Genomic DNA, 18,245 nt, shown 5'->3' on the forward strand with positions numbered 1-18,245 from the left:
TCCAGTATAAGGGGAGCCTTACCTAAGGTTGGCCGGGAGTCCGCCCTGCCTTTGCTCTAGGCTCCAGCGCGCCATACGGGCGGACGCCGTCGCTGCCATCCGATCCGCCGCTGCAGCTGCGCCCCGAGGGCGAGCAGCGTGGCCTCTCCGCCCGGTCGTCCGATGAGCTGCACCCCCATCGGAAGCCCATCGGATGTCTGCCACACCGGCAGCGTGATCGCCGGCAGGCCGCTCACATTGAGCATCGATGTGTACGGCGTGTACTGCACCTGCTGTGCGAAGTTGAGCTCGGCATCGTCTGCGTCGTACCAGCCGATCGGGCGCGGCGTCATCGCCAGCGCCGGCGTCAGCACCGCGTCGAACGACGACAGCTGACGGATCAGCGAACGCTCGAATGCGGTCAACGCGGCGAGCGCTCCGACGAGCTGACCGGCGCTCAGCGCACGCCCCTGCTCGACGAGCCAACGTGTGAGCGGCTCGAGCAGATTCATCGCGTCACCCTCCGCGGGGATGCGCGCCGCCCCCGCCTTCCACACGGTGATGAACGCGGGCGCGTAGGTCGGATCCGGCGTCAGCGCCGTCTCCTCGATGCCGTGCCCGAGGGCGGCGAAGGCGTCGACAGCGGCGTCCAGAGCCGCGCGGGCGTCCGGATCGATCGTGATCTCGTAGTCCAGATCCCAGGCGCTCGTCGTCATCACCCCGAGCTGGAAGCGTCCCTCGCCACGCACGGCGTGCGGGAGGAAGGCGGTGTCGTCGCCGGGCGCGAGGGTCGCGAACCGGTGGTCGACGCGTCCGTTCCGCCTGGCGATCATGCCGTCGAGCAGCAGGGCGGCATCTTCGACCGTACGCGCCAGCGGGCCGTCGACGACGAGACCGCCCAGTGACTCGAGCCCGCTGCCGGAGGGCACCCGACCGCGGGACGGCTTCAGCCCGACGAGCCCGCACGCCGCAGCGGGAATGCGAACGGATCCGCCGCCGTCCGAGCCGGGCGCGAAGGGCAGCATTCCGCTGGCCACGGCGGCGGCCGCTCCCCCACTGGATCCGCCGGCACCGCGAGCGAGATCCCACGGCGTGCGCACCGGCGGCGCGACAAGAGTCTCGGTGTACGACGGAAGGCCGAACTCCGGCGCTCCGGTCTTGCCGAGGCTGACCGCGCCGGCGGCATCCAGGTCGAGCACGATCTCGTCCGACTCGTCGGGCACGTACCCGGTGAGGAGCCGCGATCCGAATCCGGTCGGCACGCCTGCGCGGCGCCACAGGTCCTTGTCGCCGATGGGCAGCCCCCAGAGCGGTGCCGTGCGGGGAACGGATGCAGCGACCTGCGCTGCTCGCTCGCGTGCGGCATCCGGTGTGACGGTCACGAACGCGCCGACCTGCGGATTCAACGCCTCGATGCGTCCCAGGTAGTGGTCGGCGAGTTCCGGCGGCGTCACCTCGCCCTTCTGCAGCAGGTTCCACTGGGCGAGCGCGGTGAGTTCGTGGAGGTCGTCGGCCATGTCACGAGCCTAGGGTCCCGGCCCGTCCGGCCCTCGCTTTCGGCGAAGGGTTGACACCGCTTGGTGGGTTAGTTACTCTACTAATGAACCAAAGAGGAGAGCCGGTGATCGACGAAGGCAAGCCGATCTTCCAGCAGATTGCGGAACAGATCGAGAACGACATCATCTCGGGCACGTTGCCCGAGGAGAGCCAGGTGCCGTCCACGAACGAGTTCGCATCGTTCCATCGCATCAATCCGGCGACGGCCGGAAAGGGCGTCGGGCTGCTGGTCGACGCCGGCGTCCTCTACAAGAAGCGGGGCATCGGCATGTTCGTCGCCACCGGTGCCCGCGAACAGCTGCTGGCGAAACGGCGGGACAGCTTCCGCGCCGATTTCGTGATCCCGCTCCTCGCGGAGGCGAAGAGCCTCGGGATCACGCCCGCGCAGCTCAGCCAACTCATCACGCACGAAGGAGAAGCATCGTGACCACATCGACCGCACCCGTGGTCGAGATCAGCGGCCTCACCAAGCGTTTCGGTGACGTCACCGCGCTCGACGACGTGAGCCTCTCGTTCCAGACCGACGCCATCACCGGCCTTCTCGGTCGCAACGGGGCAGGCAAGACCACGCTCATGCAGACCATCACCGGCCAGGACTTCGCCACCGCCGGAGAGATCCGCGTCTTCGGTGAGCACCCGGTCGAGAACGCGAAAGTGCTCTCCCGCGTGTCCTTCATCAAGGAGAGCCAGAAGTATCCGGACGAGTTCAAGCCCAAGCACGTCTTCGGGTGCGCGCCGTGGTTCTACGAGAACTGGGACGCCGACCTCGCCGCCCAGCTCGTCGATGACTTCCAGCTTCCGGTGAACCGTCGCATCAAGAAGCTGTCCCGTGGGCAGCTGTCCGCCGTCGGCGTCATCGTCGGCCTCGCAGCCCGCGCGCCGCTCACCTTCTTCGACGAGCCGTACCTCGGACTGGATGCCGTCGCCCGGCAGATCTTCTACGACCGCCTTCTCGCCGACTACAGCGAGCATCCGCGAACGATCATCCTCTCCACGCACCTGATCGACGAGGTGGCGAACATCCTCGAGCACGTGGTCGTGATCGACAAGGGCCGCATCGTCATGGACGAGTCGGCAGAGTCCGCACGCGACTCTGCGACGACCGTCGTCGGTTCGCGCGGCGCCGTCGAGGCGTTCATCGCGGGACGCAGGGTGCTGCATCGCGAGGGCATCGGAGGGCTGGCATCCGTCACCGTGGAACGCCTGGACGCCGACGAGCGGCGGGATGCCCTCGCCGCCGGTCTCGAGCTCGCCCCGGTCTCCCTGCAGCAGCTCATCGTGCGCTCCACCAATTCCACCGGTGCCGAGTTCGGCGCCGAAACCCAGGTAGCCGGAAACGGAGCACTGTCATGACCGCCATCAGCACACCGGCCGCCGTCGCCGAGTCCACCGCAGTTCAGGGTGCCGGGCACCGCGTCTGGACGATCACGCGGCTCCACTTCGCCAACGGTTTCACCATGATCGCGCTGCCCTGGATGATCATCGGCTTCGTGTTCCTGGTCAACATGATCATCTGGATCTCGATCTTCCTCTCCACCGGCGAGCAGCTCGAAGGAACAGAGTGGTCGGGCGCCACGGCGTACATCTACGTGTACTTCGCCGTCGCGGCCGTGCAGGCGATGAACCTCACCTTCCGGTTCGCGCTGGGCATGTCGGCCACGCGTCGCGACTACTACCTCGGCACGGTCGTGGCCTTCGCCATCCAGGGCGTGCTCTTCACCGCCGTGTCAACGCTGCTCTCGTACGTCGAGGACTGGACGAGCGGCTACGGAATGAGCGCCCACATGTTCAGCAACGTCTACTTCGGCGCCGGCCCGCTGTGGGAGCGCCTGTTCTCCAGCTTCGCGGCCTTCATGATCTGCTTCGGGCTCGGCGCCCTGGCCGGCAGCGTGTTCGTGCGGTGGCGTGCCAACGGCCTGTACGCACTGGGCGCGATCGTGGTGCTGCTGGTCGTGGCAGGGGTCGCGGTCGCGACGCTGACCGACTCCTGGCCCGCGGTCGGCGCCTGGTTCCTGCAGATGAGGGCGATCGGCGTCGTCGCATGGCTGCTGATCCCCGGGTTGGCTGCCGCCGTTGTCGGATTCTTCGTGCTGCGCAAGGCTCCTGCACGGGAGTGACGCACGCCCAGACGGACTCCGTTCTCGCTCCGCCGCACCGATGAACTGGACGAGGCCTGCCGCATCAACTGATGCCGGCAGGCCTCGATTCGTACAGCGTCGTGTCGATCGCCTCGAGTGACGGGAGACGCCCGGCTGTGACGGTGAGATCACTGTATTGCCGGGCCGCGGCGTCCGCCAGGGCTTATTACGAATTGATAACGCCGACGGGGTGAACACACAGAATCGTCGCGCGCTGAAGCGTCACTTCAGGCTCTTCTGCATGAGCACCGTGCCAAGCCAGCGGTCGAACTTGTAGCCAACGTGGCCCATGCTGCCGACCTCTTTGAAGCCGAACGATCGGTGCATGGCGATGGAGGCCTCCGCGCCCTGGTCGGCGATCACGGCGATCATCTCCTTGAGACCGGCGGCCTTCGACTTCTCGAGCAGCGCCCCCATCAGCACCTTGCCGAGCCCCTTGCCGGTGGACGCCTGACCCAGATAGATCGAGTTCTCCACCGTGTAGCGGTACGCCTTCTTCTGCTTCCACGGCGTGGCGAGCGCATAGCCAAGGATCTGCCCGCTCGGCGACTCGGCGACGAGGAACGGCATCCCGATCTTGCGCAGGTAAGCGTACTTGGACTTCCACTCCTTCAGCGTCGTCGTGTCCTCGTCGAAGGTCACGGTGCTGTTCGTGACGTAGTAGTTGTAGATCTCGCGCACGTGGGGCAAGTCGGCCGGCGTCGCATCCCGAATCTCGTATGCGAACGGCGCCTCCCGCGGCTCCGGCTTGCGCAGGTGCGCCGGGAGCACCCGTCGCGTCTCGTATTCCTCTTCCAGCACGGCACCAGGGTAATCGCCGGTTGTTGCGGATCTGTTTCGGCATCGACGACGACGGGAGCGGATCGCGAGCGGATGTCGCTCCCCGGGTGATTTCGCGCGCCACTGCCTCATCCGCCGCAGTCAGCGCCTACTCTGCCCGGCATGCATTCCTTCGTGTTGTCCACGCTGTTCTTCGGCTTTGAGTGGATAGCGGTGCTGATCATCAACGTGCTCGCGCTCATCTACATCCCACGCGACCGCAAGCCGACAGCGGCGATGGCCTGGCTGCTGCTGATCTTCATCGTGCCGCTCATCGGACTGGCGATCTATCTCCTGATCGGCAACTTCACCCTGCCGGCGAGACGGCGCAACGAGCAGGCGCGCATCAACGAGTTGATCCATCAGAGTGCACACGGACACGAGGCGGATGCCACGTGGCCGCGCTGGTTCCAGCGGGTCACGCAGCAGAACGAGGCGCTCACCCGCCTTCCGCCGCTTGGCGGGAACGGCGCGACGCTGATCGACGACTATCAGGCGTCCATCGACGCCATGGCAGCCGCCATCGACACGGCCGTCGACTGGGTGCACGTCGAGTTCTACATCGCGGCGTGGGACGACACCACCGAAGGATTCTTCGCGGCGATGGAGCGCGCGGTGCAGCGCGGCGTCACCGTGCGGGTGCTGATGGATCACATCGCCTCGCGCAAGATCCCGGACTCGAAGAAGACGTTCGCCGAGCTCGACCGCATCGGCGTGGCGTGGTCGTTCCTGCTGCCCGTGCAGCCGTTCAAGGGCAAGTTCCAGCGTCCGGATCTGCGCAACCACCGCAAGCTCGTGGTCGTCGACGGACGCGTCGCGTTCCTGGGCTCGCAGAACCTCATCTCCCCCGACTACAACTCGAAGAAGAACATCAAGCGCGGTCTGAAGTGGCACGAGCTGGTCACGCGTCTCGACGGTCCGATCGTGTCCCAGGTGAACGTGGTGTTCCTGTCGGACTGGCTGATCGAGACCGGGGAGGACCTCTCCCAGACGGAGCACCTGCCGGCATCCGTTCCCGAGCACGCCGCCGAGGACCTGACCTGCCAGCTCGTGCCATCGGGGCCGACGTACACGACGGAGAACAACCTGCGGCTGTTCCTCTCGCTGATCAGCGCCGCCACCGAGCGCGTCATCCTCACGAGTCCGTATTTCGTGCCGGATGAGGCCATGCTCTATGCGATCACCACGGCCTGTCAGCGTGGCCTGGACGTGCAGCTGTTCGTCTCCGAGGTCGGCGATCAGGGTCTCGTGTACCACGCGCAGCGCTCGTACTATCGCGCGCTGCTCGAGGCCGGCGTGCGGATCTTCCTGTATCCGGCACCGTTCATCCTGCACGCCAAGCACTTCTCGATCGACGACGACGTCGCGGTCATCGGATCCAGCAACATGGACATCCGCTCATTCAGTCTGAACGCGGAGATGTCGCTCATGGTGCGCGGAGCGTCGTTCGTGAACTCGATGCGCCGCGTCGAGGACGCGTACCGCAACGCGGGCAGGGAGCTCACGCTCGAGGAGTGGAAGCGCGAGCCCGCGCGACGCACGTTCCTCGACGGCCTCGCCCGGCTCACCTCCGCCTTGAACTGAGGCTCCCCTGCCGGGCACGTTTCTCCCACCGTTCGCCTGCCTGGCACCGACCGCGCACGTGTCTGCCGCCGACCGTGTGTCTCCGACACCCGGTGTGCGCGGTCGGGATGAGGTCAGGCGCCACGGACTCCGTCCGCGTTCGTGTCCGCCGGAAACGCGACGGGGTACGGCTGCCCGAAATCGGCGGATCGGCTGACGTCCTGCCACGCCAGATCGCTCTCGAGCTGCGCCCGGTCGAAGCCGACGGACAGCCGGGTCGCGTTCGCCCCGAGCGGCAGGTTGGTCGGCAGGTCTGCTCGTCGTGAGAGGCGCACCAGGATGGCCGCCGCGCGCTCCGGATCCCCCGCCTGCAGGCTGGACTCCGCAGAGGCCGCATCGGAGTATCGCGCGCCGAGCGCTGCATACTCCTGCGGCAGGTCCGCGACGCTCATCGAGCTGCCCGCCCAGTCCGTGCGGAATCCGCTCGGCTCGACGACGAGCACTCGGATGCCGAACTGCTCGGTCTCGGAGCGCAGCACGCGGCTGAACCCGTCGATCGCGAACTTCGCAGCCTGGTAGGAGCCGATCCCGCCGGATCCGCCGACACGTCCGCCGACGGACGAGAACTGCACGATCAGCCCGCCGCCCTGCGCCCGCAGCACGGGGATCATCGCCTTCGAGACGTTGTACACACCCCAGAAGTTCGTCTCGAACTGGGTGCGGAAGTCCTCGTCATCCGCGGTCTCGATCGGCGCGACGTTGGCATAGCCGGCGTTGTTCACGACGACATCGATGGATCCGAAGGCTTCACGCGCAGTGGCGATCGCCTCATGCACCGAGTCGACGTCGGCGACGTCGAGCCGGAGCGCCCGCACCCGATCACCGTACGTCGCCACCAGGTCGTTCAACTGCTCGGGACGACGCGCCGTGGCCGCCACCCTGTCGCCCGCTGCGAGCGCCGCGACCGCCAGGGCGCGACCGAAGCCGCGCGACGATCCGGTGATGAACCAGGTCTTCGTCTCTGCACCGGATTCCGTCGCCGCGCCTTCCGCGCGGCTCATCAACATGTCGTGTTCATTGTTCGTCCGTACTGTCTCGTTCTCGATCACACAGTTAGTACAACACCGTTCTCTTATTTAGTCAACACCGTTTTGCTAAGATGTCCGGCATGGACTCAGCAGCGGCCTCAGACGGTGCGCCCTCCCCCGCGCCCGCGGACTTCCAGCGGGCGAGGAGTCCCGAGGCGAAGCAGCAGCGCGAGGAGGCGATCCTCGCCGCCGCGCGGGAGCTGGCGGCCGAGCGCGGCATCCGGCAGATCACCCTCACCGACATCGCCGACGCCGTCGGCATGCACAAGTCCGCACTGCTGCGGTACTTCGAGACGCGGGAGGAGATCTTCCTGCGTCTCACGTCCGACGGCTGGCGCGACTGGTCAGCAGCACTCCGTGGAGAGTTGGACGCGCTCGACGTGAGCGACGCGGGTCCGGATGCCGTGGCATCCGCCCTCTCCGGCACGCTCGCCTCGCACGGCATGTTCTGCGACCTGCTCGCCCAGGCCCCGATGAACCTCGAGCGCAACGTGTCGCCGGATGCCGTTCGCCGCTTCAAGTACGGCACCCACGCCGAGGTCGAGGCGATCGTCGCCTCGATGCAGCGAGTGCTTCCCGCGTTGTCCGACGCGGACGGCGTCGATGTCGTCGCCAGCGCGACCGCACTGGCCGGGGCGTTCTGGCAGATCGCGACGCCCGGCCCGGAGATCGCCGCCCTCTACCGTAGCGACCCGAGGCTCGCCCATGCGATCGTCGAGGTCGGACCCCGACTGCGGCGCATCCTGCGTGAACTGCTGACCGGAGCCCTGACGGACTGACGCGGACTCTCGCGGGGAGCAACGTGCATCCTCACGAGGAGAAACGTGCACTCTCGGCGGGAGAAACGTGCACTCTCGGCCGGTGGAACGTGCACTCTCGCGGGGTGAACGCGCGCGGTCGCCTCAGGCGAGCGACCAGTCCACTGGCTGCGCGCCCTGCTGCTGGAGGAGGGCGTTCGCGCGGCTGAAAGGCTTGGATCCGAAGAATCCGCGGTCCGCGGACAGCGGGCTGGGGTGCGGCGAGGTGATGACCGGGGTCTGGCCGAGCAGGGGGCGAAGTCCCGCGGCATCCCTCCCCCACAGGATGGCGACCAACGGGGTCCCGCGCGCGACGAGCGCCCGGATGGCGTGCTCCGTCACACGCTCCCAGCCGACGCCGCGGTGTGATCCGGCAGACCCGGGCCGAACCGTCAGCACGCGGTTGAGCAGCATGATGCCGTGCTCGCTCCAGGCCGTCAGGTCGCCATGCGCCGGGGTCTCGATGCCGAGGTCGCTGCTGAGCTCGCGATAGATGTTCTGCAGACTGCGCGGAACGGGCCGCACGTCGCGCTCGACCGCGAACGACAACCCGATCGGATGCCCAGGCGTCGGATACGGGTCCTGCCCCACGATCAGCACCCGCACGTCCGCCAGCGGGTACCGGAACGCACGCAGCACGTTCGCCCCCGCCGGCAGGTACGGACGTCCGGATGCCACCTCCCGCCTCAGCCAGTCCCCCATCGCCGCGATGTCGCCGGACACCGGCTGCAGCGCTTCGGCCCATCCGGGATCCAGGGATCCGTCGGCGGCGAGTTCGGTGAGCGTCTTCGGCATCGTTTCCGGTCTTCTTCCTCGCTCTACCGCATGCTCCGCACGAGCACGCCGCGTTCATCCTTCGTGACCACCCACACGGTGCCGGCGCCTCCAGCGCGCAGGGGTCCGGCGCCGACCGTGAGCACGGTGGATTCGTCGATCGCGATGACGTCGCCGACGGCTCCGGAGTCCACGGCGGCGATCGCCCTCGACAGGTTGCCCCACTGGGCGGCGTGCACGTCAACGGTGACGTCGATGAGTCCGAGTCCATCTTCGACGGTGAGCTCGTCGAGCTCTTCGGATCCGTCCTCGGAGCAGATCTCGACGCCGTCGATGCGCCACCCGCCGATGATCGCGCGGTCGGGCGCGATCATCGCGCCGGCGGAGAAGCCGAGGTACGGCACGCCTGCCTCGACGGCATCCCGCACCTGCTGGGCGACGGGCGCGAGCGCCGCGAGGTAGGCAGGGGTCAGGCCGCCGCCCACCAGGATGCCGTCAGCGCCCTCCAGCGCGGACGCCGGGATGGTCTCGCCCTCGTCCACGACGGTGAGGATCGGGTCGATGGCGCGGCCGGCGGCAGCGACCAGGAGCGCATCGGCGAGGGACCGGCCGTGCGTGGCATCCGCTCCCTCACGCACCGTGAGCACGGCGATCACCGCCGCATGCTCGTCGCCGGCGCGCGCCACGGCCTCGGACACGAACGGCCCGTAGACGTCGGTCTCTGTGCCTTCGCGGTATCCGCCGCCGATCAGGTGGATGCTCATGCGTGCCTTTCCGGGTCCGTTCCGGAGCCGTCGGTTGGCGCCGCATCGCCCTTGCGATGGGTATGGACGGCGTCGTTGAGATAGGAGACGACGGTGGCCGTGGTGACCCCCACGATGATGATGCCGCTCAGCATGAGCGCGACGGCCAGCGTGCGTCCCATCGTCGTGACAGGCACCATGTCGCCGTACCCGACGGTGGCGATCGTGACCACCGCCCAGTACAGCGCGTCGCCGAGGCTGACGATGGTGGCGCCCTTCGCACCGCGCTCCACGAGCACCTCGGTGACCGCGATCACGTACACCCAGAGCACGACGAACGTCACCGCAGAGGCGACGAGCCGTGCTCGCACTGCGGCACCCGTACGCTGACGGAAGTAGCGGATGCGCCGTAGCTCCCGCAGCGCCCTGAACGGTCTGAAGACGGGCAGCAGCGCGCCGAGCAGATCAGGCACGTTGTGACGGACGAAGGACCACTTGTGCGGCGACAGCAGCAGCCGACCCACGTAGTCGACGACGAAGATCGCCCAGACGGCGATGAGAATGCTCCAGATCAACACGGGCGAATGCGCGATGAACATCGGGTCCAGGCATCGGATGCTGTACGCGACGATGAACACGAGCGACAGCACCAGGAACGGCCAGCTGCTGGCCTCCTCCCATCTTGCGACCGCGCGTTCGCGCGCATCGAGACGCTCGCTGCGCCCGGACATCTCTCAGTCCCGCTTCACGCTCAGGGGACCGCGGTGGAGCTTGTACGCCGCGGCCTGCGCCACCGGTTTGATGACGATCAGGTCGAGATCCACGTGCGGCGGACGCTCTAGGGCGTCCACGATCGTGTCGGCGATGTCCTCAGCAGTGAGCGGCTGCGGAACGTCCGCATACACGGCATCGGCGCGTTCCTTGTCACCCTTGAAACGCGAGAGCGAGAACTCCTCGGTGCGCACGAGGCCGGGCGCGACCTCGATGACGCGGATCGGCTCACCGTTGAGTTCCAGGCGCAGCGCCTCCGTCAGCGCGTGCTCGGCGAACTTCGCCGCGTTGTATCCACCGCCTCCCGCATACGCGACGTGACCGGCGGTGGAGGTGACGTTCAGGATGTCGGCATGACCGTCGGCATCCGCCCCGTCGCGGAGCAGCGGCAGGAGTGCCGCAATGACGCGTTTGGTGCCGAGCACGTTGACCTCGTACATCCACGCCCAGTCCTCGACCGACGACTTCTCGACGGAGTCAAGACCCCTGGCACCACCGGCGTTGTTGACCAGCGCGTGCACCCCGCCACTGGCCGCCAGGTGATCGCGCAGGGCGTCGACATCCGCCTGCACGGTGATGTCGGCGGCGAACGCCTCTGCACCGGTCTCCTCGGCGAGCGCGCCGAGCCTCTCCGCCCGCCGCGCCACCGCGACGACCTCCCAACCGTGCTTCCGCAGCAGGCGAACCGCTGCCTCGCCGATGCCCGAACTCGCTCCCGTGACCACCGCACGCCGTGTTGCCATTCCCCCATTCTGACGGCCACAGGCACAACGACCGAAATGCAGGAAGCGTGGCGGACCCCATAGTGTGGATGGGATGACGATCGCCGAACGGATCACGACGACGACGCCTCGCAGGGCAAGGGTCGCCTATTGGGACAACGCTCGCTGGCTGGCCATCACGCTGGTCGTGATCGGGCACGCCATCCTCAAGCTGATCGCGGATTCCGACACCGCCTACACGCTCTACCTCTTCATCTACCTTTTCCACGTTCCGGTGTTCGTGACCGTGTCGGGGTACTTCGCGAAGGCACAGCCGCCCGGGTACCGAGGCGTGAAGCGACTGCTCACCGACATCGTCTTCCCCTACGTGATCTTCGAGACCGTGTGGAGCCTGATCTCGTGGGCCGTGACAGGAAAGCTCAGCCTGGACTACACGACAGCGAGCTGGACACTGTGGTTCCTGATCGCCCTCGGCGTGTGGCGGGTGGCGCTGCCGTACATCGTGATGCTGCGCTACCCCATGGTGTTCGCGATCCTCGTCTCGGTTGCCGCCGGATACCTCGACAACGTGGACTCGACACTCGCCCTTGCCCGCACCGCCGGCCTTCTCCCGTTCTTCGTCTTCGGCTGGAAGCTGCGTCACTGGGACGGCACCAAGCGCTGGCTGAAGCTGCGCCGCGCAGTCGCCTGGCGCTGGCGCGCGGGAGCGCTCGTGCTCTTCGCGCTCGTCCTCCTGTTCCTCGGCCTTTACATCGACGTGTGGCGGGACCTGCTCATCCGCCGGTTCCTCCTCTACGACGAGCAGTACGACACGTTCGGGTACGACCAGTGGTGGGCGGGCGCCGTGCGACTCCTCATGATCGGTATCGGCGCCCTGCTCACCATCGCGTTCCTCACGCTCGTGCCGCGTCGCCGCGTCGTCTTCACGGCGTGGGGCGCCGCGACGATGTACATCTACCTGCTGCACAGCTTCTTCCTCTATCCGCTGCGCGAATCGGGCGTGCTCGACCACCAGCCCTCTCCATGGGTGCTGATCGGGATGCTCGCGCTCGCCGTTGCGATCTCGGCCTTCCTCTCCCAGCCCTTCATCAAGAAGGCGTTCCACTGGGTGGTTGAACCGGACTTCCCGTGGCTGTTCCGCAGACAGGCGCTGGCGGAGATCCCGCCGCCCACCGCACCGGATGTGCCGGTCCCGCCCGGAACCGTGCTCATCGACGCTCCGCAGGAGGAGGCGACGGATAGTGCAGGCCCGCCACAGCATCCGTCACCCTCCGAAGACGGGCAGCACCCCCCAGAGGGGTGAGGTTACGTCGTGTTTCGGGGGTTTTGGGAGGGCAATACCGCGTGCCTAAGGTGAATGCACCCGCCGGCGCGCACGCATGCCGGTCCTTCGTCGCACCAATCGGGAGATCATCATGACCGACGCCGCCCAGTGGCAGTTCGAAACCAAGCAGGTCCACGCGGGCGCCGCGCCCGATCCGGTGACCAACGCGCGGGCCACGCCCATCTACCAGACCACGTCGTACGTGTTCAACAACTCGGACCACGCGAAGAACCTCTTCGCGCTCGCCGAGTTCGGCAACATCTACACGCGCATCCAGAACCCGACGCAGGCCGTCGTCGAGGAGCGCGTCGCGGCGCTCGAGGGAGGCACCGGCGCGCTGCTGCTGGCGAGCGGACAGTCGGCGTCGACGTTCGCCGTGCTGAACATCGCACAGGCCGGAGACCACATCGTCTCCTCCAGCTCGATCTACGGCGGCACGTACAACCTCTTCAAGTACACGCTCGGCAAGTTGGGCATCGAGACCACGTTCGTCGAGAACCAGGACGATCCCGACGAGTGGCGCCGCGCCATCCGCCCGAACACGAAGCTGTTCTTCGGCGAGACCATCGGCAATCCGAAGGTCAACATCCTCGACATCGAGACCATCGCCGGCATCGCGCACGAGAGCAACATCCCGCTCGTCGTGGACAACACGATCGCCACCCCGTACCTGCTCCGTCCGTTCGAGCACGGCGCCGACGTCGTGATCCACTCGGCGACGAAGTTCCTCGGCGGCCACGGCACCACCATCGGCGGCGTCATCGTCGACGGCGGTCACTTCGAGTGGTCGAAGAACGTCGACAAGTTCCCCGGTCTCACCGAGCCCGACGAGTCGTACCACGGCGTCAGCTACACGCAGGCCGTGGGCGACGGACTGGCCTACATCATCAAGGCCCGCGTGCAGCTGCTGCGCGACCTCGGCGCCGCCATCGCCCCGAACAGCGCGTGGCTGCTCATCCAGGGCATCGAGACGCTGTCGCTCCGCATCGAGCGTCACGTTCAGAACACCCAGGAGATCGCCGAGTTCCTCGAGAACCACCCCGATGTGGCCTCGGTCAACTACGCCGGCCTTCCGACCAGCCCGTGGTACGCCGCCGCGAACAAGTACGCCCCCAAGGGCGTCGGCGCCGTGCTGTCCTTCGAGCTCAAGGGCGGCGTCGACGCCGGACGCGCGCTCGTCGACAACCTCAGCCTGTTCAGCCACCTCGCCAACATCGGCGATGTGCGCTCGCTGGTCATCCACCCCGCGTCGACCACGCACTCGCAGCTCTCCCCCGAGGAGCAGCTCACGGCAGGTGTGACGCCGGGCCTGGTGCGCCTGTCGGTCGGCATCGAGAACGTCGAGGACCTGAAGGCGGACCTCGAGGCCGGCCTCGCAGCGGCGCGCGCCGTGACCCAGGCGGACAGCGTCTCGGCGTAACACGCCGCGGCCGTCCGGCCGCACCGACATCGTGGAAGGGCCCGGCTTCGTCCGGGTCCTTTCGCGTGCCTGCCGAGCGCCCCGGATGCCCGCCCACCCGTAACACGTGCCGGCGCATGCCGCCGAGCGGGGAGAATTGACCTCACCATGGACTGGCAGACCTCTGAAGACACGGTGCCGTCGAGCTTCATCACCGACGCACAGGCACGCTCGCTGCTCGGCAAGCCTCGCGCGACGGGAGCCTGGCGGGAGGGGGATCCCGAGGGAGACCGCCGCTTCGTGCGCATCGGACCGCTGCCGTTCGAGAGCGGTCGCACGCTCTCCAGCGCCGTCGTCGCGTACGAGACGTGGGGAACGCTCGATGCCGACGGCGGCAACGCCGTGCTCGTGCTCCACGCGCTCACCGGAGACAGCCACGTGGTGGGCGACGCCGGCCCCGGGCATCCGACCTCTGGGTGGTGGGACGGCGTCGTCGGTCCCGGCCTCGCCGTCGACACCGACCGGTGGTTCGTGGTCGCTCCCAACATGATCGGCGGATGCCAGGGCTCGACCGGCCCCGCATCCTTGGCGCCCGACGGCATCGAGTGGGGTCCGCGCTTCCCGTACACCAGCATCCGCGATCAGGTGAACGCGCAGGCCGCGCTGGCCGACGAGCTCGGGATCGCACGCTGGGCCGCGGTCATCGGCGGATCCATGGGCGGCATGCATGCGCTGGAGTGGGCCGTCGGATTCCCGGATCGTGTTGAGCGGGTCGCCGTGATCGCGGCGCCCCCGTTCTCCACGGCCGACCAGATCGCACTGAACTCGGTGCAGATCGAGGCCATCCGCACGGATCCGCAGTTCCGCGCCGGGCGGTACTACGACGCCGACGACGGCGACGGCCCGCACGCCGGGCTCGCGCTCGCGCGCCGCATGGCGCTCCTGAACTACCGCAGCGCCAACGAGCTGAACGAACGGTTCCAGCGCAGCTGGCAGAGCGGCATCTCTCCGCTCGGCGCAGGCGGACGATTCGCCGTCGAGTCCTACCTCGACTTCCACGGGAACAAGTTCACGCGCCGTTTCGACGCCAACAGCTACATCACCGTCGTGAACGCCATGACGTCGCACGACGTCGGACGCGGACGCGGCGGAGTGGACGCCGCTCTTGCCCGCGTCACGGCGCGCTCGCTCGTGCTCGGCATCGACAGTGACCGGCTGTACAGCGTGGAGGGGCAGCAGATCATCGCGGCCGGGCTGCCGAACAGCATCCACGGGGCGCACCCGGTCGTCATCCATTCGCCCTTCGGCCACGACGCGTTCCTCATCGAGGACGATCTCATCGGACCCCCGCTGGCGCGCCTCCTCGAGTCGTGAGCATCCGGCGGCGGCGGCCGCACTGCCCTCATGTTCCGACCGTGAGAGCGGAAGACGACGTCGCAGCGGTGTCAGCGAGACGGCCTAATCTGTCTGTAACGTGCCCGGGGTCTGCACCCGCGGGTGAGGCACAGCCGGAGGATCGATGACGCGCACCGTCGAAGAACGCGACCGCATGCTCGCGTTCGCGTCGACAACGGTGACAACCGTCGCCGGCGGTGCTGCAGCGGTCTGCGCGATCCTTCCCGGGGCGCTGTCGGCGCTCGAAGCCACCATCAGCGTCGTCGCGTTCGCGCTGCTCATCGTGGCGGCCGGCGCCTACCTGCAGCGCCACACCTCGCCCATCCCCGTTGTGGTCATTCTGGTGACGGCACTCATCGCCATCGGCGTCGTCGGGCTCAGCGGCGGGACTCCCGGTTCGTCCGCGACCTCGGTCGTCGCCATGCTTGTCGTCGCCTCCAGCAGCTCCGCCTTCCTGCTCGCCGCCGAGGCGCGTCGGCGCATCATCCTCGGGATCGGCTTCGTCGCGGTGCTCGTCGTGGTCATCCCGACGGTGCTCTCCGTGGACGGCAACCTCGTCGCGGCGCTCTTCGTCACCGTGGGCAGCTGGGCGTTCTGCACGGGGATCTCCGTCTGGGTCGCGCGCGTCGTCCCACAGACGGTGGAGCGCATCGAGGGCATGAGCGACGCCTACCGCACGGAACGCCAGGCGAGCGAGTTCGAAGCGCGCCGCAGGCAGAGCGCGCGCCTGCTGCACGACACGGTGCTGGCCACGCTCACGCTGCTCGCCCACTCCGGTCGTGGTGTCGGCGAACAGGCGCTGCGCGCACAGGCATCGGAGGATGCCGACCTGCTGCGCCAGCTGCGACTCGGCTACACGCCCGATCCGGCAGCATCCGGCGACTATCGACTGCGTCAGGTGCAGGAATCGACGCTGGGCAACACGCTCGAGACGGTCAAGCAGCGGTTCAAGCGCATGGGACTCGACGTCGCCTGGCACGGAACGGGGCACGTCCTCCTGCCATCCGAGACGCTCGACGCGTTCCTGCTCGCGCTCGCGGAGTGCCTCGAGAACGTGCGCAGGCACTCGGGCGAGACGCAGGCGCACGTCACCATCACCGACGACGACGTGACGGTGCGCGCCATGGTCACCGATTCCGGTGTCGGATTCGACATGGGAAGCGTGTCTCCCGGACGCCTCGGCTTCACCGAGTCGATCGTGGCCCGTGTGCGCGATGTCGGCGGAAACGCGCGCCTGTTCAGCGCACCCGGATCCGGCACCACGGTCGTGCTGGAGGTGCCGAAGACATGAGTCGGCTGGACGCCCGCGCCACCCACGTCTACACCGGGGTCAGCAGCCTGCGGGTCGGCACCATGGTCATCGCGGATGCGCTGGTCGCCGCCTCGACCATCCGCTTCGCGGTGTTCGGGCGGTTCTATCCGTTGATGTGGTTCGGTGTGGCCGCCGTGGTCTTCCTCGTCGTCGTGGCGGCGCTCATGTGGGTCATGCCCCCGGCACGCGAAGCACAGTCGGAACAGGGGCGCTTCGCCGGTCTGCTCGCCGCCTGCGGGATCGTCACCGCGCTCGATCTGATCGGATCCTGGTCGCCGGGTGCGACGCCCGTGTTCCCCGTGACGTGCATCGGGGTCGGCGGGCTGCTGTTCGCGGCTGTCACGACCAGGCCGCCGCGCGACATCATGGTGGCGACCGGCGGTTTCGCGCTGATCCTCTTCGTCGTGCTGGGTCTGCAGATTCCCGATCCGCTGTCCGCCGCCCCGCGTCTGGCCTTCGTCGTGATCGCCTGCGCGACACCGCTCGTCGGTGTGTCGCTGGTGCGGTCGTTCCGCTCCATCGTGCAGTTCCACTCCGAGATCGCGCAGACCCAGAGCACCACGATCAGCGACTCCGCTGTGGGGATGCTGGCATCCGAGGAGCTCGAGCGCCTCGACTTCGCCGCCGAGCAGCTTCTCGACGATGTCGCGGCCGGACGCGCCGAACTGCCGCTGGACGAGGCGACCGCCGCGCGTGCATCCGCTCTGGCCACCCAGTTGCGGCTCCACCTCGTCGAGGATCGCAGGCAGACCTGGCTGTACCACGCCGTCACCGAATCGGCGCTCCTCGACCCCGTCACGCAGATCGACGATCCGGACGGCCTCGCCGCTTCGCTGTCTCCCCGCCAGCGCGACGGCCTGTTCTCCGCCATCTGGCTGCTCGTCGGGAGCGTGCCGAGGCCGGCGGCCACCCTCGTGATCCGCATCGTCAGAGGAGCGGATGCCGGTCCCCACGTGCACAGCCTGCAGATCCGACTCGAGGCAATCGGCATCCCACGACGCCAGGTGGATCCCGCGGCGTGGCAAGCTATTCGCAGAGTCGGTCGGTACACCGAGACCGGACAATCCGCTATGGTGCGCATTGAGGTGGACTGCCTTGTCGACGCGACGGCGGACCGCTGAGCGACTCGGATCTAGGCGTGCCCCATCGCCCGGCTCCCCCGCCAGAGTGAGGAAACACACGTGAAGGAACAAGAGAAGACCCCGATCAGGATCGCCATCGTCGACGATCACCGGATGCTCCTCGCCGCACTCACCGAGTGGATCCGGAGTGCGGCGGACGACATCGAGATGGTCGCCGCGGTGGCGACCTGGCCCGAGCTCCTCACGCACGAGGAGTTCCCTGTCGACGTCGTGCTCCTCGACCTCGACCTGAAGGACAACATCCCTGTTTCCATCAAGCTGCAGGCGCTGAAGGCGGCAGGCGTGCACACCATGCTGATGAGCGCCTACTCCGACCCGAACGTGGTGCGCGAGGCCCTCGCAGCGGGCGCCCAGGGCTACATCGTGAAGAGCGAGAACGCCGACATGATCGTCGAGGCGATCCGCGCAGCGATGCGCGGCGACTCGTTCATCTCGGAAGAGCTCGACGTGGCGCTCAGTCAGAGCACGACCGGGTCGCCGAAGCTCAGCGCGCAGGAGCGCCGCGTGATGGCGCTCTACGGCGCGGGCGAGCCCGTGAAGTCGGTGGCCTTCAAGCTCGGCATCTCCGACGAGACGGCCAAGAGCTACCTCAAGCGGATCCGCGAGAAATACCGCGTGGCCGGGTACGACGTCGGCACCAAGGTGGCGCTGCGCAAGCGCGCCATCCAGGACGGCATCCTGCTGCAGAACGACTGAGCACCGGGGGGGGGGGGGGGGGGGGG

At 67.8% G+C, this 18,245-nt stretch carries 18 protein-coding genes; 11 read left to right on the plus strand and 7 right to left on the minus strand.

What is annotated here, in order from left to right:
* Positions 1-56 precede the first annotated feature (56 nt).
* A complete protein-coding gene (locus ACX9R5_RS15330; protein WP_459409912.1) occupies positions 57-1,496 on the minus strand; it encodes an amidase in 1,440 nt (479 codons plus the stop codon).
* 104 nt (positions 1,497-1,600) lie between these two features.
* Here ACX9R5_RS15330 and ACX9R5_RS15335 point away from each other — a divergent pair, with 104 nt between their 5' ends.
* Genes ACX9R5_RS15335 through ACX9R5_RS15345 form a run of 3 tightly spaced genes read left to right on the plus strand, consistent with a single transcriptional unit; the run spans position 1,601 to position 3,653 of the window.
* Complete coding sequence (locus ACX9R5_RS15335; protein ID WP_459409913.1) at positions 1,601-1,963, plus strand: GntR family transcriptional regulator; 363 nt, start codon at positions 1,601-1,603, stop codon at positions 1,961-1,963.
* Positions 1,960-2,889: an ABC transporter ATP-binding protein gene (locus ACX9R5_RS15340; protein ID WP_459409914.1), complete on the plus strand. Its 930-nt coding sequence runs from the start codon at positions 1,960-1,962 to the stop codon at positions 2,887-2,889. The genes ACX9R5_RS15335 and ACX9R5_RS15340 overlap by 4 nt, the downstream gene beginning before the upstream one ends.
* Entirely contained in the window at positions 2,886-3,653 is a 768-nt protein-coding gene (locus ACX9R5_RS15345; RefSeq protein WP_459409915.1) for a hypothetical protein, read from the plus strand. Before ACX9R5_RS15340 ends, ACX9R5_RS15345 begins: the two co-directional genes overlap by 4 nt.
* Before the next feature lie 243 nt (positions 3,654-3,896).
* Here the strand turns inward: ACX9R5_RS15345 and ACX9R5_RS15350 are convergent, their stop codons facing one another.
* Positions 3,897-4,475 (minus strand): GNAT family N-acetyltransferase, encoded by a 579-nt coding sequence (locus ACX9R5_RS15350; RefSeq protein WP_459409916.1) that lies wholly within the window; start codon positions 4,473-4,475, stop codon positions 3,897-3,899.
* Positions 4,476-4,616: 141 nt separating this feature from the next.
* On the opposite strand from ACX9R5_RS15350, the gene cls reads away from it, so the two are divergent.
* Positions 4,617-6,077, plus strand: a complete 1,461-nt coding sequence (cls, locus tag ACX9R5_RS15355) for a cardiolipin synthase (RefSeq protein WP_459409917.1) — start codon at positions 4,617-4,619, stop codon at positions 6,075-6,077.
* A gap of 113 nt (positions 6,078-6,190) precedes the next feature.
* Here the strand turns inward: cls and ACX9R5_RS15360 are convergent, their stop codons facing one another.
* On the minus strand, positions 6,191-7,123 hold the full coding sequence (locus tag ACX9R5_RS15360) for an SDR family NAD(P)-dependent oxidoreductase (protein WP_459409918.1): 933 nt from the start codon (positions 7,121-7,123) through the stop codon (positions 6,191-6,193).
* Between the two features lie 101 nt (positions 7,124-7,224).
* Here ACX9R5_RS15360 and ACX9R5_RS15365 point away from each other — a divergent pair, with 101 nt between their 5' ends.
* On the plus strand, positions 7,225-7,923 hold the full coding sequence (locus tag ACX9R5_RS15365) for a TetR family transcriptional regulator (RefSeq protein WP_459409919.1): 699 nt from the start codon (positions 7,225-7,227) through the stop codon (positions 7,921-7,923).
* 123 nt (positions 7,924-8,046) lie between these two features.
* On the opposite strand, the gene ACX9R5_RS15370 is transcribed toward ACX9R5_RS15365, so the two are convergent.
* Genes ACX9R5_RS15370 through ACX9R5_RS15385 form a run of 4 tightly spaced genes read right to left on the minus strand, consistent with a single transcriptional unit; the run spans position 8,047 to position 10,972 of the window.
* A complete protein-coding gene (locus tag ACX9R5_RS15370; protein WP_459409920.1) occupies positions 8,047-8,736 on the minus strand; it encodes a uracil-DNA glycosylase in 690 nt (229 codons plus the stop codon).
* 23 nt (positions 8,737-8,759) lie between these two features.
* Positions 8,760-9,479 carry a Type 1 glutamine amidotransferase-like domain-containing protein gene (locus ACX9R5_RS15375; protein ID WP_459409921.1) on the minus strand — a complete coding sequence of 240 codons (720 nt, stop codon included), beginning with the start codon at positions 9,477-9,479 and terminating at the stop codon, positions 8,760-8,762.
* Positions 9,476-10,189, minus strand: coding sequence for a potassium channel family protein (locus tag ACX9R5_RS15380; RefSeq protein WP_459409922.1), 714 nt, complete (start codon positions 10,187-10,189; stop codon positions 9,476-9,478). The genes ACX9R5_RS15375 and ACX9R5_RS15380 overlap by 4 nt, the downstream gene beginning before the upstream one ends.
* A gap of 3 nt (positions 10,190-10,192) precedes the next feature.
* Positions 10,193-10,972: an SDR family oxidoreductase gene (locus tag ACX9R5_RS15385; protein WP_459409923.1), complete on the minus strand. Its 780-nt coding sequence runs from the start codon at positions 10,970-10,972 to the stop codon at positions 10,193-10,195.
* 73 nt (positions 10,973-11,045) lie between these two features.
* Between ACX9R5_RS15385 and ACX9R5_RS15390 the strand changes: the two genes are divergently transcribed.
* The 6 genes from ACX9R5_RS15390 to ACX9R5_RS15415 all read left to right on the plus strand — a co-directional run bounded on the left by ACX9R5_RS15390 (position 11,046) and on the right by ACX9R5_RS15415 (position 18,219).
* Positions 11,046-12,254 (plus strand): acyltransferase family protein, encoded by a 1,209-nt coding sequence (locus ACX9R5_RS15390; RefSeq protein ID WP_459409924.1) that lies wholly within the window; start codon positions 11,046-11,048, stop codon positions 12,252-12,254.
* A gap of 112 nt (positions 12,255-12,366) precedes the next feature.
* Complete coding sequence (locus ACX9R5_RS15395; protein ID WP_459409925.1) at positions 12,367-13,695, plus strand: bifunctional o-acetylhomoserine/o-acetylserine sulfhydrylase; 1,329 nt, start codon at positions 12,367-12,369, stop codon at positions 13,693-13,695.
* 147 nt (positions 13,696-13,842) lie between these two features.
* On the plus strand, positions 13,843-15,048 hold the full coding sequence (gene metX / locus ACX9R5_RS15400) for a homoserine O-acetyltransferase MetX (protein ID WP_459409926.1): 1,206 nt from the start codon (positions 13,843-13,845) through the stop codon (positions 15,046-15,048).
* Between the two features lie 145 nt (positions 15,049-15,193).
* The gene (locus ACX9R5_RS15405; protein WP_459409927.1) at positions 15,194-16,360 is read left to right on the plus strand and encodes a sensor histidine kinase; all 1,167 of its coding nucleotides are present in this window, start codon (positions 15,194-15,196) and stop codon (positions 16,358-16,360) included.
* Positions 16,357-17,502, plus strand: a complete 1,146-nt coding sequence (locus ACX9R5_RS15410) for a hypothetical protein (RefSeq protein ID WP_459409928.1) — start codon at positions 16,357-16,359, stop codon at positions 17,500-17,502. The genes ACX9R5_RS15405 and ACX9R5_RS15410 overlap by 4 nt, the downstream gene beginning before the upstream one ends.
* A 60-nt stretch (positions 17,503-17,562) precedes the next feature.
* Positions 17,563-18,219: a response regulator gene (locus ACX9R5_RS15415; protein ID WP_459409929.1), complete on the plus strand. Its 657-nt coding sequence runs from the start codon at positions 17,563-17,565 to the stop codon at positions 18,217-18,219.
* The last annotated feature ends 26 nt before the right edge of the window (positions 18,220-18,245 follow it).

Source organism: Rathayibacter sp. CAU 1779, assembly GCF_054551755.1.

What these genes read in the sequence shown, in the direction of transcription:
- ACX9R5_RS15405 (WP_459409927.1), top strand. Translation starts at nt 15,194, where the DNA reads ATGACGCGCACCGTCGAAGAACGCGACCGCATGCTCGCGTTCGCGTCG.
- ACX9R5_RS15345 (WP_459409915.1), top strand. Translation starts at nt 2,886, where the DNA reads ATGACCGCCATCAGCACACCGGCCGCCGTCGCCGAGTCCACCGCAGTT.
- ACX9R5_RS15370 (WP_459409920.1), bottom strand. Translation starts at nt 8,736, where the DNA reads ATGCCGAAGACGCTCACCGAACTCGCCGCCGACGGATCCCTGGATCCC.
- ACX9R5_RS15385 (WP_459409923.1), bottom strand. Translation starts at nt 10,972, where the DNA reads ATGGCAACACGGCGTGCGGTGGTCACGGGAGCGAGTTCGGGCATCGGC.
- cls (WP_459409917.1), top strand. Translation starts at nt 4,617, where the DNA reads ATGCATTCCTTCGTGTTGTCCACGCTGTTCTTCGGCTTTGAGTGGATA.
- ACX9R5_RS15360 (WP_459409918.1), bottom strand. Translation starts at nt 7,123, where the DNA reads ATGTTGATGAGCCGCGCGGAAGGCGCGGCGACGGAATCCGGTGCAGAG.
- ACX9R5_RS15380 (WP_459409922.1), bottom strand. Translation starts at nt 10,189, where the DNA reads ATGTCCGGGCGCAGCGAGCGTCTCGATGCGCGCGAACGCGCGGTCGCA.
- ACX9R5_RS15365 (WP_459409919.1), top strand. Translation starts at nt 7,225, where the DNA reads ATGGACTCAGCAGCGGCCTCAGACGGTGCGCCCTCCCCCGCGCCCGCG.
- metX (WP_459409926.1), top strand. Translation starts at nt 13,843, where the DNA reads ATGGACTGGCAGACCTCTGAAGACACGGTGCCGTCGAGCTTCATCACC.
- ACX9R5_RS15410 (WP_459409928.1), top strand. Translation starts at nt 16,357, where the DNA reads ATGAGTCGGCTGGACGCCCGCGCCACCCACGTCTACACCGGGGTCAGC.
- ACX9R5_RS15390 (WP_459409924.1), top strand. Translation starts at nt 11,046, where the DNA reads ATGACGATCGCCGAACGGATCACGACGACGACGCCTCGCAGGGCAAGG.
- ACX9R5_RS15395 (WP_459409925.1), top strand. Translation starts at nt 12,367, where the DNA reads ATGACCGACGCCGCCCAGTGGCAGTTCGAAACCAAGCAGGTCCACGCG.
- ACX9R5_RS15375 (WP_459409921.1), bottom strand. Translation starts at nt 9,479, where the DNA reads ATGAGCATCCACCTGATCGGCGGCGGATACCGCGAAGGCACAGAGACC.
- ACX9R5_RS15330 (WP_459409912.1), bottom strand. Translation starts at nt 1,496, where the DNA reads ATGGCCGACGACCTCCACGAACTCACCGCGCTCGCCCAGTGGAACCTG.